This window comes from Candidatus Aeolococcus gillhamiae (assembly GCF_016464765.1).
In the GTDB taxonomy this organism is placed as follows: Bacteria; Chloroflexota; Dormibacteria; order Aeolococcales; family Aeolococcaceae; genus Aeolococcus; species Aeolococcus gillhamiae.
Genome location: NZ_JAEKNS010000091.1, coordinates 1 through 15,288 on the forward strand (window position 1 = coordinate 1; position 15,288 = coordinate 15,288).

A 15,288-nucleotide genomic window follows, 5' to 3' on the forward strand; every position below is an offset into this window, starting at 1 on the left:
TGGCCATCCGCCTCGCGGACAGTGAAGGTGGGCTGGGGGAAGGTCGCGGGGCCTCGCAGAGCCTGTCCCGTGTCGATACGGAACCGGGATCCGTGCCAGGGGCAGGTCACGACCCCGTCCTCGAGCGGACCCTCATGGAGAGGGCCGCCAGCGTGGGTGCAGACGTCAGCGATGGCGCAGAGCACGCCGTTTCGGCGGACCACGAGCGCTGCCATGTCGCCCGCGTCGACGCAGCGCACCGTTCCCTCCGCGAAGTCGGTCGAGGCACCGACATTCACTGGCTCTTGGGGGCCGACGATGAAGGCGAGGTGATCGACCATGGTGCCGATCCCGAAGACGACATGCCCACCCAGGTACGCACCAGCGAACAGCACCCCCAGCCCTGCAGTCGACAGACCGACCGCCAGGGGATGTAGGTTGAGGCCAGCCCACCAGCGCAGGCCGAGCGACGCGGCGTCGAGGCCTACGGCGAGGGTCATGGCCAGCCCGTGTGCCGTCGCGACGCGGCGCTCGTGGCCTTCGGTGTCGTGGAAGTCCGTGTAGCCGGTGAGCACCGAGCCAAGTGCTCCCACCACGCCCACCGCCAGGGCCAGGTCACCGGCCTCGGTGGGGATGTGGTTGGAAAAGTGGGCCACGAAGTCGGCGACGACGCCCACCGTCCACGCTCCCACCGGGAGGTCGGTGAGGGCGGGGTGGAGGGGATGACCGAAGATGCGCGTGCCGTGCAGAGCGCTGCGGAGTGCCGCTCCCGGCTTGCCGAGAACGCGATACGCGCCATTGACCGCCTTCTGGATGACGTCAGCGACCGGCTCGAGCCATCCCTGACGGCGGATCACACGGTCCACGAGCGGCTCTGTCACTACCTCACCTCCGTCCCGCGTGGTGAGGCCGAGGCGGCGCCACCCCGGTCTCACGTTGTATGTGCCAGTAGAGCGTTATCTGTATCAGCAGCGTCCGCACAAGGCGCGGTCCGGGTCAGGGGTGCCTGGTAGGCGCTACCGTGTCTCCTGGGTCGGGTCACCTCGGAGCCCACAGCAAGTGGATGACGGTAGTGCCGCCAGCAGGAGACGCCGGTGAAGAAGGTCGCGGCCGAGCTGCTCATCGAGCCGCTGGCCGCCGACACGTCGACCGCCCTGGCAACAGCAACTCGGGGGGTCGCGACCAGTAGGCAGCCGAAGTCGCTTGCCCGCCTGTGGCGCGCGATCCCGACCCGACGCGGACAGTCCGTTGCCCGACAACGGCCAGGCACGCATCCATCACGGTGTCGTCTGGAGCAGCCTTGGACAGGTCGAGACAGTGGCCCAGCCCGTGGCTGCCGACGTCGTGGCCGAAAGCAAGGATGACCACGACGGTGTTCGTGCTCCATCCGGTGGCGCCATTTCGCTTGGACCTGGTCGCGTGGGCGCTGCGCCGGCGCCCGACCAACGCCCTGGATCGCTGGGACGGAAGATCGTATCGCCGAGCCATGGCCACCGCTGATGAGGTGGTCGAGGCCGAGGTTGGGCAGACTGGACCTGCCGAGAATCCCGATCTGCTGGTTCGTCTGACCGGCCCACAAGCTGCCCTTGGCTCAGCGAAGGATCAGATCGGCGAGATCTTGAGCCGCTCTCTCGGCTTGGGAATGGACCTGAATGCCTTCTACAGCCTCGCCGAGCAGGATTCACTTCTGCGGTCCTTGGTCACGCGGTTCCGCGGGCTCCATCCGCCGCGGTTTCAGAGCTGGATCGAGGCGCTCGGTAACGCCGTGAGTTGCCAGCAGCTCAGTCTGAACGTGGGAATCAGCCTGCTCAACCGCCTGACCGACAGGTACGGAAAGGCTTCGCAGAACGGGTTGCGCGCGTTTCCAACAGCAGAGGACCTTGCGCGAGCTCAGAGCGCTGAACTGCGAGAGCTCGGCTTCAGCACACGCAAGGCCACTGTGCTCATCACGCTCGCCAGGCGGCTGGCGGACGGTGATCTCGACCTCGACAGCCTGGCCGGTGCGGACGATGCAACCGTGCTCGCGGAGCTGTGTGCCTTGGATGGCATCGGCCGCTGGTCCGCTGAGTACCTACTGCTGCGCGGCTTTGGTCGGCTCCACATCTTTCCCGGCGACGATGTCGGCGCTCGCGACAAGCTGCGTCGTTGGCTGAGCCTTCCAGAACCTCTCGACTACCGTGGCGTCAATCACATCACCGAACGCTGGGCGCCCTACGCGGGCCTGGTGTACTTCCACCTCCTGCTCGACAGCCTGGCGACGTCCGGCTGGGTGGCAGCGACGCCTGCCGCCGAGACCGACGACGGGTAAGCCGCCGTGCGCGACGATCCCTCAGACGCGGCGCATCAATGAAGGCCCCGAGGGCGTCGAACGGAGTGCATGGGCCGCGACAAGAGTCAACCTCGACATAATCGCTTGCGCAGCGGGTCGTCGACCGGCGACCCGCGTGTCCATGCTCCCGGAGGGCCTTGGGTGACCGCCATCGTCAGTCCCGCTTGCATGATCCTGGTGGCCGGCGCCGCCGTGGTTGCCACAGGTCTGCGCTGGCGCTTGCTGATCAGGGCCATGCTGCGCGGCCAGCGCGCCGACCCGCGCTTCGACCGCGTCGGCCAGCGCATCAAGGCGTTCTTCATCTACGTGATCGGCCAGGGACGGCTGCTGCGCTGGCCCTATGCGGGCGTCCTGCACGCGCTGATCTTCTGGGGCTTCCTGGTCCTGCTCAGCGCCATCGCCCAGGCGATCGTCGAAGCGCTGTGGCAGGGCTTCCGTTTCAGCGACCTGCCAGCGGCGTTCGTCATCGCCTTCGCCCAAGACGCATTCTGCGTCGCCGTGCTCGCCGGCGTGGCCCTGGCGCTGATCAACCGCTTCGTCGTCAAACCACTGCGGCTCCGCGGCAGCCATCGCAGTGATGCGGTGCTGATCCTCGGCTGGATCGGCACCCTGCTGATCTTCATGACCCTCAACTACGCCACCCTCATCGCTCAGGGGAATCCGGTGCAGGCAATGGCCGCCGACCGTCCGTTCGCGAGCGCGGTGTCACGGCTGTTCACCCCGCTGGCGCACAGCAGCATGCTGATCGGGTTGCACGGGCTCTTCTTCTGGGGGCACCTGGTGCTGGTCTTTGGCTTCCTGGTGTACCTCGGCTACAGCAAGCATCTCCACATCGTCACGGCAGCCCCCAACGTCTTCTTCAAATGGACCGAGCCGAAGGGGCGGCTGCCCCTCCTGGACATCGAGGCGGTGATGAACGCTGGAGACGAGTCCGATCAGCACTTCGGCCCGGTTACCCTCGACCACTTCAGCTGGAAGGACATGCTCGACCTCTACACCTGCACCGAGTGCGGTCGTTGTCAGACGCATTGCCCCGCCTACAACACCGGCAAGGTTCTCTCACCGAAGACGCTGATCACCGACATGCGTGATCACCTCTACGAGAACCTTGCCGGCGGCTACGCCGCCACTACCCACGATGCGCACATCGAACACGGTGCCGACGGCGAGGGCAAGCCCGACCGTGAGGGTGCAGTGATGTGGGTCGCCGGGGATGACCATCTCGGCGCCCGGCACGACCTCCCGGGGCTTTTCCAGCCGTCCTGGATTGGTCCCGACGCGGTGACCAAAGCGGTCGAGGCCAGTGGCGGCGAGCGCCCGCTCTTCGGCGGCACCATCGCGGACGAAACACTCTGGGCCTGCACCACCTGCGGGGCATGCATGGACCAATGCCCGGTGCTCATCGAGCACGTGCCCAAGATCATCGAGATGCGCCGCCATCTCGTGCTCGACGAGTCGCGCATGCCCAAGCAAGCCGAGACAGCCTTGCGGGGCATCGAGAACGTCTTCAACCCCTACGGCCTCTCCCATCAGACGCGCGCCGACTGGGCGCGCGACCTGGGCGTGCAGTTCGCCGCCGACAGGCCCGACGCCGAGTACCTCTATTGGGTGGGCTGCGCGTCGTCCTTCGACGACCGCGCCAAGACCATCGCCACCGCGCTGGTGAAGATTCTCCAGGCCGGCAAGGTCGACTTTGCCATCCTCGGCACCGAGGAGAAGTGCAGCGGCGACCCGGCGCGGCGCATCGGCAACGAGTACCTCTTCCAGGAGCGGGCCAAGGACAACGTCGCGGTGCTGCGCAAGTACAACGTGCACAAGATCATCACCTCGTGTCCGCACGACTTCAACACCTTCGCCAACGAGTACTCGGCATTCGGGGGTGACTACGAGGTGGTGCACCACACCCAGATGATCGAGCGATTGCTCAAGGAGGGCCGCATCACCCTCGACGAATCCAAGCGGCAGGAGGAGACGATCACCTACCACGACTCGTGTTACCTGGGGCGCTGGAACGACATCTTCGCGCCGCCGCGAGACATCCTTGAGCAGATCCCCGGGCTCACGGTGGTCGAGATGGCCCGTAACCGCAGCGAGGGGATGTGCTGCGGCGCCGGCGGTGGTCACATGTGGATGGAGGAGGAACAACCGCGCGTCAACCACAAGCGCGTTGAGCAGGCCGCCGCGACGACGGCGACCAAGGTTGCCACCGCCTGCCCCTTCTGCCTGGCGATGTTCGACGAGGGGATCGCCAGCAAGCAGCTGGGGGATCGGCTCGCGGTGGACGACGTGGCCGTCTACGTGGCCCGTTCGCTTGCCGGTGGCGCGGGCGAGGAAGCTGCGGCAGACGTGCCTGAGATCGATACCACGATCGCTCCGTCCGAAGGCGCCCCCGCAGATCCCAGCGACACAGCGTCTGCCGGCGAGTCCAACGTGGTTGGCGCACCCGAGCCGCCCGAGATCGCCCCTGGCAGTTAATCCAAGCGTGCCTCGCTATGGGCCCGAGCGTCGGCCTACCCGGCGGCCGACGACGGCGTGCTGCGGGTGGCCGTGCGAACTCGCAGCCGGTAGCGGAGGAAGAGGTAGGCGTCGTCACGTCGCACGCTCAGCAGGCTGAGCCAGCGAGCCTGGGCCGGCGCAAGTTCCACGCCGTCGACGAGGCCGGGCCGTGGCGCGGCGCTGGAGCGTCCAGCCAGGAGCGGCGAGACGGTCAGGAAGAGCTCGTCCAAGACCCGTGCGCGGACCAGGTTCCCGAGCAGGGTCGGTCCGCCTTCGGTCAGGACCGCGCCGCACCCTGCGGAGTGGATTGCCTCGACGATGCTCTTCGCGGTCAGTTCTGCTCCTGGCCCCAGCGACCTCACCGACGCCGCGGCGGGCAGGCGGCCGCGGAGTCGGTCAGCTCCGGCCTCAGTGGTGAGCACCAGCGCATCCTGCTGCAGGGCAGGGTGATCGCCGTCTATGTCACCGCTGGCCGTCACCACGACCAGGAGCGGCTGGCTGGCGCGCTTGAGCAAACGGCGCAGCTCCGCGAACTCCGCCGCGGCGGCTGGATAAACATCCTCCGGCGTCCAGCGATGGCCCGGGGTCGCACGCAAGGTGCCCGCTCCCACCAGGATCGCGTCGGCGCTCGCCCGCAGCAGGGCCATCACGAATCGGTCGGCCTCGCTGTGTCCGCTGATGGTTCCACCGGGGTCGGGATGTCCCGGGCCGAGCGCCACCACGCCGTCGACGGAGGACACGAAGTTCGCGTAGAGGCAGGGGGTCGCCAGGCTGAACGGCCCGCCGTAGAGGTGTTCGAGGCGCGGACCGAGCGGATAGGCGGGGGCGTCGGGTTGGTCGCTGAGGAGGGTGAGTTGCGGAGCAGGCTCGCGCGCCGGGGCCGACGACGGCCACGCCGGCACGTCACTCGCCGGAAACGACTCCTCGGACGCCTCGTCGACCCAGTCGATCGGCGGCTCGCCGCGGCCCGGGGCTCCCGAGGCGGCCAGTTCGCTCATTCCATGACCCTGCTCACGCGTCACCCGACCGAGAGGGCGAGGAGGGTCACCCCGAGCAGGGTTACGAGCATGGCTGCGCCGCGCACGCGGGTCAAAGGTTGATGCAGGACCACGACCGAGAGCATCACGGTGACGACCATAGAGGAGTTGGCGAACGCGGCGGCGACGGAGACCGGAAGGCCACGTAGTCCCAGGAAGTAGAGGACTGAGGCGACCCCAATCAGGGCTCCCACCCCGACCCCCTGCAGCGATCGTTCGGTGATCCGGATCCGAGGACCGTGCACCGCCAGGGCGACCACGGCGACCGCCGTCATGGCGATCGCCATCAGGCCGTTGAGCTCGGTCGCATCCAGGCCTTTCAGCGCAGGCTTCTCGAGGAAAGCACCGACTCCGACAATGACAACATAGGCAGCCATCGTGACGAAGGCGCGGAGCCGAAGCGGCTGCTCAGCAGAGCTTGCTTTGCTGTGCACGCCGTACCGTACCGGCGCGCGGGCGAGCATCAGCACACCAGCCAGCGTCCCCGTGAGTCCCGCGACCTTCAGTGCTGTGATGGGCTCGCCAAGGACGATGACGCCAAGAACGATAGTGATAACCAGGTAGAGGTTCGAGAAGGTCACCACCAGCGAGACCGGCATGTACTTGAGGGAGAAGCAGTAGAAGATCGAGCCCACGCCGGTCAGGACACCAACGCCCAGCCCAGCGAGCGCCGATGAACCGCCCGGGAACGCCAGCCCGTGGACGGCGACCAGCACTGCAGCGGCGGCGACCAGGCCGCCGACGCGAATCAGGACGTTGAGCTGGAAGGCACCGAATCCGCGACCAACCGGAACCTCGATGAACGACGCGACGCCGACCAGCACGGCGTACAGCGCGACGCATGCAAGCGAGACGATCACTTCAGGTTGGCCAGTGAAGCAGACTGAGGCTCGGAGTGGCGAGTGACGACGGGTGGCGCCAGGCGATCTGCGGCATACCACGACGATATGACAGGGCTCGCTGCCGCGATCGACATCCCAGCTCGCCCTCACCGCCCGGTTCGCTATAGGATCAGGCGCAGCGCGCTCGTTCTGTGTCGATGCTCGCAGCCCCGCCGGGCAGTGACGAGAGGTTCACCGCATGGCCCAAGTGACCGCCCCCACGCCGAGCGCGCACGCGGGCCCGGGCCTGCTGCAGCGCATCGCCCGCGATCAACCCTGGTGGCTGCTGCCCGCCACCGTGGTGACGGTCCTCGGTGGCTTCACCCTCTACGTCCTCTGGACCGCCTTCGTCGCCGCCCCGCCCGGCTCGGCCAATCACGTCAGCGAGTGGGGTCCCTACCTCTCGCCGTTCTTCTCGCCGACGATCTGGAAGACCGGACCGATCTCGCCGGCGATCTGGGTGCTGTGGTCGCCGCTGGCCTTCCGGGGCAGCTGTTACTACTACCGCAAGGCCTACTACCGCTCCTTCTTTTGGGATCCGCCCGCCTGCGCGATCGGTGAGCTGCGCCACCGTGAGTACCACGGCGAGTCGCGCTTCCCGATGATCCTCAACAACCTGCATCGCTTCACGCTCTATGCGGCCGTGATCGTCCTCGGCTTTCTCTGGTACGACGTCGTCCTGGCCTTCCTCTCCACCCAGCCCGGCTCCCGCGGCCACCTCTGGCTCGGGCTTGGCACGGCGATCATGCTCATCAATGTCACGCTGTTGAGCCTGTACACCTTCGGGTGCCACTCGCTTCGCCACCTGGTCGGCGGCGGGCTCGACTGTTACTCGACCGCGCGCCTCGGCGTCACACGCAATCGCGCGTGGCAATTCGTGACCCGGCTCAACAACCCCCATCCACGGTGGGCCTGGCTGAGCCTTTTCAGCGTTGTCCTCACCGATGTCTATATCCGGGTGCTCCAACACGGTGTCTTTCTCGATCCGCACGTCCTGCTCTGATGGTCAGCGGCACAGCGGCGGCACGCAACTGATGGGCGCCCTCGAGTCGAGCACTCCCGATCCCGGGCTGACTGGCGCAACGATCACCCTCAACGTGTTCCGTGGCGTGCCCGGAGCCGAGCAGGGCGACGTGACCTACGAGGTTCCGGGGGTGACCGGTATGGTGGTGCTCGACGCCATCCATTACATCCAGCACAACCTCGACACCGATCTGGCCGCGCGCTGGAACTGCAAGGCGGCGAAATGCGGGTCCTGCAGCGCAGAGATCAATGGGCGTCCCGCCTTGATGTGCAAGACGCGAATCGATCAGCTAGCCGCGGGTCCGGTCACCGTGCGTCCGATGCAGGCATACCCTTTGATCAAGGACCTGGTCACCGACGTCTCGCGCAACTACGAGATCAACAGAGAGATCCCTCCGTTCACCGCAGCTCCCGACGATGGCACGCCGTGGCGGATCCAGCAACGCGACATCGACCGGCTCTATGAGTTTCGCCGGTGCATCGAGTGTTTTCTCTGCCAGGACGTGTGCCACGTCAATCGCACGCACGGCCTCGCGGAGCGGTTTTATGGGCCGCGGTTCTTCGTGCGCGTCGCCAGCTTGGAGATGCACCCCAAGGACATCCTCGATCGTGCCGAGCAGACCCGCGCTCAGGGCGGGCTGGGGTATTGCAACGTCGTCAAGTGCTGCACGGAGGTCTGCCCGGAGTACATTCACATCACCGACAACGCGATCATCCCGCTCAAGGAGAGGGTTGCCAACAAGCGCTGGGATCCGGTGCGCTGGGTGGGTCGTTCGCTCTTCGGCAACCATGACAACGACACACAGCCACCAGGGGGGCGTCACCCGGGCTGAACCACCCAGCGCCACGATGGTCCTGCAAATGGGGTCACCGAGACTGTCGTCACCCTCCCGCGATGGCAAGCGTCCTCAGACCGGTGCACCCGGGATCTCACGCCGATTCGCCGACGGCCGACTCGCCTGCCGAGTGCGGCTGATGCATGTTCGATCGGTCCGTATCGGGTAGCGATTCGACGACTGTGGACGGCGCTGGACATCCATCACTCACCGGCGAGTCGATGGTCGATCAGTCAAGCGGCGCTGCCGACGCACGACAGGCAACTTCCCACCACGGACTCATGGCGACGCTGCCGGTCCGCGTTTGCAGACCTCGATGTCCGAGACGTCGCTCTAGTTCGTCGGTGACCGCGGTCTCGAAGAACTCGAGCACCGCCACGACCCTGAGAGAGGAACGCACACGATCCTCTAGTCTCAGTCGGGCCATGGTAGCGAGCACCTCCACCAGCATGTTTACAGATGCGAAGGCGCAGAGCCGTACATACCTGCCGACCCCGAGTCGAGATAGCCGCGGCCAACGCGGTGGTGCGAGCGCATGCTCGAGAGCCGCGATCAGCGGGTCCATGGTGATCCCTCCTTATTGGTCAGAGAAGCTGCTGCGCCGGCGTCCGCGGTCGAGGAGCCCACGAGGAACGCGGAGTGGTGTGCTGATGCGAGTTGCATCGATGCCTTGCGCCTCGAAGCCGAGCGCTCGTCTGCACTGCGTCGCTGCAAGCAGCGTTCACGGTCCACAGCCCCGGCAGCTGACCCACCCGGTACGCGGAATCGGGTGCCGCGTCGCCACGGGTGGGGATCGCGGCTCCCAAGAACGCGCGGCCAGACTGCCGGGGGCCGAGACGGCCAATACGGGGACGTCTCCGCTGACCACAGCTCGGGCAGGCGGCCAGCACGATCGACGACTCCGTTGGCCCAGAGTGGAGTGCCGGCTCCGCCCGCATGAACACGTACCTGTGCACCACTGGCAACCTCCTGTCGACTCGGCTCACCCCCGTGCGCAACCGTTCGGACCGCGTCGATAGGTAGGTCACTCGCCGGTCCGCGGCGTTGCAGAGGGGGTGGCGAGAAAGCGACCCACCGCCCCTCGGGCTACCGGCCCGTCCCCACCGAGGTGACACCGACCGAGGCAATTGGCCGGCGCGACCGCTTCAGTGCCGCGCTAGGCTCCGGCGCCATGGGTCATGTTCTCAGGGCGGAATAGCCGGTGACCGGGCCATCGCCGCCCAGCCGACGCCGCGCGCCTTGGTCGTTGCTGACATCGCTGGTGTTGTCGTCGACGCAGGGCTATCGACGAGCCTGGCTGGCGGCGGACGCGCTCGCCGCTCTGACGCTTCTGGCCATCGCCGTTCCCGAGCAGTTGGCCACGTCCCGTCTGGCGGGCATGCCTCCGGTGACCGGCTTCTACGCCTTCGTCGCAGGTACCGTGGCTTTCGCGCTGCTGGGCTCCAACCCACAGATGTCGGTGGGCGCCGACTCCACCATCGCCCCGCTGTTCGCCGTCGCTGTGGGTCTCCTGGCGGCGGCTGGCTCACCTCGATACGTCGCCCTGGTGGGACTGCTGGCGGTGCTCGTCGGGGTCCTGGTGGCCGCGGTCGGCGTGCTCCGCCTCGGCTGGATCGCCGAGCTCCTCTCCGCGCCCATCGTCGCCGGGTTCCTTGCCGGGGTGGCGGTGATCATCGTCGCCGGCCAGCTCACCGACCTCGTCGGCCTGCCTGCCACCAAGGGCTCGACGTTGGATCGCGTTGACGCCGTCCTGACGAACCTCCACGCGACCAACGGCTGGACACTGGGCATCGGCGTCGCCGTGTTCCTGGTTGCCCTTGCCGCGGAGCGGATTGATCGTCGCCTTCCCGGTGCACTCGTCGGGCTCGTCTGCTCCACCGTCCTGGTGGCGGTCGCCGGCCTGGGTGAGCACGGAGTGGCCGTGCTCGGCAGCGTCGTCCACAGCGCCCCGACCTTGGGGCTGGCCGGGCTGTCGTGGTCGTCGCTCGGCAGCGTCCTGCCCGCCGCCGCCCTGGTGGCGCTGGTGGTGCTCAGCCAGTCCGCGGCCACCAGCCGTGCCTTCGCCGACCAGGGCGGCTACACGGTCGACATCGACCGCGACTTCGTCGGGGTCGGCGTCGGCAACGTGCTGGCCGGCCTGGTCGGCTCCTTTCCGGTCGACGCCAGCCCTCCCCGCACGGCGGCGGTGGCGGCGGCTGGGGGGCGGACCCAGCTCGCCGGTCTGGGAGCTGCCGCGGTGGTCGTGCTGCTGGTGCCCGTGGCTGGGCTCCTGCAAGACGTGCCCCTGGCCGCTCTGGCGGCCGTGCTGATCTACATCGCCGCCCACATCTTCCACGTCGGCGATCTCGCCGCCATCTTCCGGTTCGACGTCTGGGAATTCGGGCTCGCCGTGGTGGCGCTCCTGGCGGTGGCTCTGATCGGGGTGGAGCAGGGGATCGGGGTCGCGGTGGGGCTCGCCGTCCTGGACCGGACCCGCCTGAGTTCTCGCCCCCAGGCGCACGTGATGGCTCGGGTCCCCGGCACCACCAGCTGGGGACCGCTCGGGTCAACCGAGCTCGCGATCGAGGTGCCGGGCGTGCTCGTGGTCTTGTTCGCAGCGCCCGCTCTACTTCGCCAATGCCAGCCACTTCCGCTCCCAGATCGATGACGCCCTGGACCAAGCCACCGGGAGCCCGCACGCTCTGGTGCTCGATGTGGTGGGCATGCACGACGTCGACTACACCGGAGCACGCGCCCTGCAGGAGATGCTCGACAAGCTCGACCGCCATCACCTCAGCTTTGCCATGGCCAGAGCCGGCAGCCACCTGCGCAAGAACCTCGCCCGCAGCGGCCTGCTGGCGCGGATTGGCCCGGAGCGCTTCTTCGCTACGGTCGACGAAGCGGTGAGGGCCTTCGCGCCTGCGGAAGGCCCACCGTAAGCGCGCCAAGGAGTCAACGACTCGGAATTGTACGGTCGGCGCCGTCGAGGAGGTTGAGCAGGTCATCGGCGTGCTCTTCCTCGACCGCAAGGATCGTCTTGATGACGTCCTGTGTAGTGGGGTCGCCATCACCGAGCCATCTGACGATCTCTTGATACGAGGCAATGGCGATGCGCTCGGCGACCAAATCCTCCTTGACCATGTCGGTCAGACTGTTGCCCTCGATGTATTCGGAGTGGCTGCGGGTGGCGAGCCCCTCGGGATTGAAGTCAGGGGCGCCTTGGAGTTCCATGATCCGCTTGGCGACCAGGTCGGCATGCTGCATCTCTTCGTTGGCGTGCTGCAGAAACTCTGCGGCTACGGGACCTGCATCGAGCCCCTGGGCGGTGTAGTAGTGCCGCTTGTAGCGCAGCACGCAGACGAGCTCGGTGGCCAGCACTTCGTTCAGCACGGCGATGACCCGTTCGCGGTCGGCGCCGTAGGCTTCGGTGATGGGTCCGCGTCCCATTTCCGCGCGCTCGCTCCCGCAAGGTCTTGACGTCGGTGAGGAATCCTGTCATAGGGGTTCTCCTGGTTGAGCGGTTCGTCGACGTCGGCGCCCAGAGTGCCGCCCGTCGCCATATTGTGACCTGAGCCTGACCTCGACGACCCTCCAGCACCGCGGGGACACGTGTCAGTGAGGGGTGCGGTCCAGCGACGTATATGTCGCGCGCAGCACGGGTACATATCGGTGCTAGGCATCGCGGCGAGGCGCCGCGTGCAACGTGGGTCTCTCCGCCGGTACCTACGAGTCAATATGCCCAACCGCAAGCTCGCGTCACTGCTGCTGTCCCCGGTTCCAGCCGGCATGGCGGAGGAGCACGCACGCTGCCCAGCCTGCCACACGACCGGAACCGCGGTTGGGCGTACTGGCCTCCGACTGGTCTTTCGTTGTCCGCGCTGTCGTGCTGCGTTCTACCGACGGCGAACACTATTTCAGGCTGGTGGTGGCTGCTGACGGACACGGATACGACCTTGGCGGTGGACGTCGGCGGCACGCACATGCGCGCCGCACTGGTGGATTCCGAGGGGAGGGTGGTGCTTCGCCGGGTACGGCCCACGCCGCACCACGCGGAGGTGCCCAGCGCCGTGACCGACCTCATCCGTTCGGTGGCCGGCGAGAACCGCAGCGGTGCAGCAGTGGTCGGCCTGCCCGGGCCGGTCGACTACCGGGCTGGCCGCCTGCTCTGGGCCCCACACCTCCCTGAGGCGTGGCCGGAGCAGCTCTCCGAGCGCCAGCTGGCCGAGCAGGTCGGTATCGCCGTGCACCTGGCCAACGACGCCGATGTCGCCGCGGTGGGGGAGGCGTACTTCGGAGCGGGTCGGGGAGAGCACGACGTGGCCTACGTCACCATCTCCACTGGGATCGGCGCCGGGGTGGTCTTCGACGGTCAGCTGCTTTGCGGTGATCGGTCGCTCGCCGAGATCGGCCATACCGTGATCGATCGCGACGCTTGGGACTCGGGACGTCCGGCGACCCTTGAGGAGCTCGCTTCGGGGAGCGGAATGACTCGCATGGCCACCGAGGCTGGACTGGGCGCGCTCGATGGCGAAGAGCTGGAGGTCCTCGTCGCTTCTGGAGAGGCCACCGCCACCGGCGTCTGGGAGGCGGCGGTCGACGCGGCGAGCATCGGGGTGATCAATTTGATCATGGCGTTCGCCCCTGGCGTTGTGGTGCTCGGTGGCGGAGTGGGCCGACGTCCCACCTTCTTTGATCACCTCGTTGCCACGGTGGAGCGCCGGATGAGACCCGGCTCGTCGAAGGTCCGGCTCGTGCTCGACACCCTGGGCGACGACGCCGGCCTGGTCGGTGCGGCTCGCTGGATCGCGGCCACCTCGCGGCCAGCGGCAGAGAGTGCCGTCGCGCCGCCAGGTCCGAGGGTTGTGACCGCTGGAAACGCGATCGGTGGCAATTGAGCCGACCTGGCCGCGGCGCCGCCGCTACCGGTCCTGGCCCGGCAACGACCGGCTACTAACAGAGCATCTCGTCGACCAGACGTAAGGCGAGGCCAACTCCCCTCTTCTCCGGGGCCAACCACAGCCCCCTCGTCGTGTCTTCGATGACGGCGCCGTCGAGCTCGATACGCCCGGACTCGAGCTGCTGCAGGCCCGCGAGAGTCCGCAGCAGTGTCGTCTTCCCCGCTCCGTTTGGGCCAAGCGCGGCCATGATGCCGCGCGCGTCGGCGTTCAGGCTGACCACGAGGTGGAGGCCGCCACGCCGGACGGCGACGTCAGCGCGCAGGCTGACGTCAGTGTCCCGAGCGAGGTCGGCAACTCGATACGTCCGATCACCGCGTCGGCAGTTCGACGACGACGCTGGTCGCCTTCACGGACGCGATGGCGAGCACGCCGGGCTCGAGTCCCAGATCGTCGGCAGCCTCTCGGGTCATGAGGGAGACGAGACGAAAGGGGCCGCACTGCAGGTCGACCTGGGCCATGACTCTCCGTCGCGGCGCACCCGCGTCACCACCCCACGGAGGCGGTTGCGGGCCGTTGCTGGTGTGATCGTCCCGGCCGCCAGGGGCGCCCGAGTGTGCCGCAGTCTTGTCGTCAGGACGGTCGCGCAGCAGTTCCAGGGGTGGGCTCGAGACGGGTCAGCGCGCCGTCAGCTGCGGCCGCGATGACCAAGTCGGCCATGCCCAAGAAGAGCCCATGACCGACCACACCGGGAATCGCATCCAGGCGGGCGGCGAGCCCCTCGGGGTCGGCGATCGGTGCGAACTTGCGCCGCTTCCCCGGCGGCGCGCTTGGCCCCTTCAAGGTCGGTCATCGACCATCGGCGGTCGCGCGGACCCGGCTACCGTCTTAGACACTGTGACGGGCCAATCGCCGACGGCCCTCCGTGTGCCCGAGCAGCGCGAGTGCGCAGACCAGCCCAGCGTCGGTGGGCAGCGTGTCGGCAGGGCGGGTGTTCGTGAACTCCGCGCCCCAGGTTGAAGTTTGCAGCCAACGTTTGCCGACTGCACGCCGTCGCCTCCCCGCCGACAACCTCTTCAACGCGCGGCCTCCCGTTCGAAGACGCCGATGACTTTCTCCAGCGGCAAGCCTTTTGTCTCGGGCAGGTAGCGGGCGATGAAGACGATCGCCAGCACGGCGAGGACAGCGAATCCCACCATCACCCAGGCCAGCCCGAACCGCTGATTCAAGGTCGGGAAGGCCTCGATGATCGCAAAGTTGGCGAGCCAGTCCACGCTCGCGCCGATCGCCGCAGCGCGGCCTCGAACCCCGGTCGGGAAGTACTCGCCCTGGATCAGCCAGCCGGTTCCGCCAACCCCGATGGCGAAGGAGGTGATGAAGAAGGAGAAGCCGACCATGACCACCACGGTCTTGGGCACCCCGGTCATGAAGGCCACGCCCAGCGCCGCGAACAGGATGAACGCCGTCATCCCCATGTAGCCGCCGAGCGCCAGCGGCCGCCGGCCGATCTTGTCGATCCAGCGAAAGCCGAAGTAGGTCGCGACCACGTTGACCGCCCCCAGGATGGCGGTGACCTCGACCCCCGCAATGGCCGCGCTGACCGCGGTGGATGTCCCGCCCTTGAAGAAGTCGGACAACAGCTTCGGACCATAGTAGAAGGGGACGTTGATCCCGGTGATCTGCTGGAAGATGAAGAAGGCCGCGGTGAGTTCAACCGGTGAGCGCAATGCTTGCAGGCATCAGCGGCGTTGGTTGGAGGATCGTCGTGGCGCAACGCGGACGACCGGGGCTTTCGGCGGCGGGGAAGAAGGAGATGTGGCGGCGCTGGCGCGA

Annotated in this window: 14 protein-coding genes and 1 pseudogene; 7 read left to right on the forward strand and 8 right to left on the reverse strand. The window is 67.5% G+C overall.

Annotated features, from left to right (window positions below):
- Positions 1-860: Rieske (2Fe-2S) protein (locus JF886_RS08705; RefSeq protein ID WP_337311556.1), on the reverse strand; the 860-nt coding region annotated here is incomplete at its 3' end.
- Positions 861-1,339: 479 nt separating this feature from the next.
- Between JF886_RS08705 and JF886_RS08710 the strand changes: the two genes are divergently transcribed.
- Both JF886_RS08710 and JF886_RS08715 read left to right on the forward strand, forming a co-directional pair.
- Complete coding sequence (locus JF886_RS08710) at positions 1,340-2,287, forward strand: DNA-3-methyladenine glycosylase family protein (protein ID WP_337311559.1); 948 nt, start codon at positions 1,340-1,342, stop codon at positions 2,285-2,287.
- 162 nt (positions 2,288-2,449) lie between these two features.
- Positions 2,450-4,783, forward strand: a complete 2,334-nt coding sequence (locus JF886_RS08715; RefSeq protein WP_337311561.1) for a heterodisulfide reductase-related iron-sulfur binding cluster — start codon at positions 2,450-2,452, stop codon at positions 4,781-4,783.
- A 35-nt stretch (positions 4,784-4,818) separates the two neighbouring features.
- Here JF886_RS08715 and JF886_RS08720 read toward each other — a convergent pair whose 3' ends face one another.
- Positions 4,819-5,802 carry a RibD family protein gene (locus JF886_RS08720; protein WP_337311562.1) on the reverse strand — a complete coding sequence of 328 codons (984 nt, stop codon included), beginning with the start codon at positions 5,800-5,802 and terminating at the stop codon, positions 4,819-4,821.
- A gap of 20 nt (positions 5,803-5,822) precedes the next feature.
- A complete protein-coding gene (locus JF886_RS08725) occupies positions 5,823-6,701 on the reverse strand; it encodes an EamA family transporter (RefSeq protein ID WP_337311564.1) in 879 nt (292 codons plus the stop codon).
- A gap of 220 nt (positions 6,702-6,921) precedes the next feature.
- Between JF886_RS08725 and sdhC the strand changes: the two genes are divergently transcribed.
- From sdhC to JF886_RS08745, 4 genes are all read left to right on the forward strand, one after another.
- The gene (sdhC, locus tag JF886_RS08730; RefSeq protein ID WP_337311567.1) at positions 6,922-7,725 is read left to right on the forward strand and encodes a succinate dehydrogenase subunit SdhC; all 804 of its coding nucleotides are present in this window, start codon (positions 6,922-6,924) and stop codon (positions 7,723-7,725) included.
- Between the two features lie 31 nt (positions 7,726-7,756).
- Entirely contained in the window at positions 7,757-8,578 is an 822-nt protein-coding gene (locus tag JF886_RS08735) for a succinate dehydrogenase/fumarate reductase iron-sulfur subunit (protein ID WP_337311569.1), read from the forward strand.
- Positions 8,579-9,827: 1,249 nt separating this feature from the next.
- Entirely contained in the window at positions 9,828-11,228 is a 1,401-nt protein-coding gene (locus tag JF886_RS08740) for a SulP family inorganic anion transporter (RefSeq protein ID WP_337311571.1), read from the forward strand.
- A 4-nt stretch (positions 11,229-11,232) separates the two neighbouring features.
- Positions 11,233-11,499 carry an STAS domain-containing protein gene (locus JF886_RS08745; protein WP_337311579.1) on the forward strand — a complete coding sequence of 89 codons (267 nt, stop codon included), beginning with the start codon at positions 11,233-11,235 and terminating at the stop codon, positions 11,497-11,499.
- Positions 11,500-11,512: 13 nt separating this feature from the next.
- Here JF886_RS08745 and JF886_RS08750 read toward each other — a convergent pair whose 3' ends face one another.
- On the reverse strand, positions 11,513-12,007 hold the full coding sequence (locus tag JF886_RS08750; protein WP_337311573.1) for a ferritin-like domain-containing protein: 495 nt from the start codon (positions 12,005-12,007) through the stop codon (positions 11,513-11,515).
- Positions 12,008-12,519: 512 nt separating this feature from the next.
- On the opposite strand from JF886_RS08750, the gene JF886_RS08755 reads away from it, so the two are divergent.
- On the forward strand, positions 12,520-13,455 hold the full coding sequence (locus JF886_RS08755; protein ID WP_337311581.1) for an ROK family protein: 936 nt from the start codon (positions 12,520-12,522) through the stop codon (positions 13,453-13,455).
- A 55-nt stretch (positions 13,456-13,510) separates the two neighbouring features.
- Here JF886_RS08755 and JF886_RS08760 read toward each other — a convergent pair whose 3' ends face one another.
- The 4 genes and pseudogenes from JF886_RS08760 to JF886_RS08775 form a co-directional block, all read right to left on the reverse strand.
- Positions 13,511-13,738: an ATP-binding cassette domain-containing protein gene (locus tag JF886_RS08760; protein WP_337311575.1), complete on the reverse strand. Its 228-nt coding sequence runs from the start codon at positions 13,736-13,738 to the stop codon at positions 13,511-13,513.
- 88 nt (positions 13,739-13,826) lie between these two features.
- Positions 13,827-14,035: pseudogene (locus tag JF886_RS08765) on the reverse strand (TOBE domain-containing protein); the annotation flags it as partial.
- 53 nt (positions 14,036-14,088) lie between these two features.
- Complete coding sequence (locus tag JF886_RS08770; protein WP_502711415.1) at positions 14,089-14,298, reverse strand: ribose-5-phosphate isomerase A; 210 nt, start codon at positions 14,296-14,298, stop codon at positions 14,089-14,091.
- A gap of 233 nt (positions 14,299-14,531) precedes the next feature.
- The gene (locus tag JF886_RS08775) at positions 14,532-15,182 is read right to left on the reverse strand and encodes an MFS transporter (RefSeq protein ID WP_337311577.1); all 651 of its coding nucleotides are present in this window, start codon (positions 15,180-15,182) and stop codon (positions 14,532-14,534) included.
- Between the last annotated feature and the right edge of the window lie 106 nt (positions 15,183-15,288).

What these genes read in the sequence shown, in the direction of transcription:
- JF886_RS08710 (WP_337311559.1), top strand. Translation starts at nt 1,340, where the DNA reads ATGACCACGACGGTGTTCGTGCTCCATCCGGTGGCGCCATTTCGCTTG.
- JF886_RS08720 (WP_337311562.1), bottom strand. Translation starts at nt 5,802, where the DNA reads ATGAGCGAACTGGCCGCCTCGGGAGCCCCGGGCCGCGGCGAGCCGCCG.
- sdhC (WP_337311567.1), top strand. Translation starts at nt 6,922, where the DNA reads ATGGCCCAAGTGACCGCCCCCACGCCGAGCGCGCACGCGGGCCCGGGC.
- JF886_RS08735 (WP_337311569.1), top strand. Translation starts at nt 7,757, where the DNA reads ATGGGCGCCCTCGAGTCGAGCACTCCCGATCCCGGGCTGACTGGCGCA.
- JF886_RS08750 (WP_337311573.1), bottom strand. Translation starts at nt 12,007, where the DNA reads ATGGGACGCGGACCCATCACCGAAGCCTACGGCGCCGACCGCGAACGG.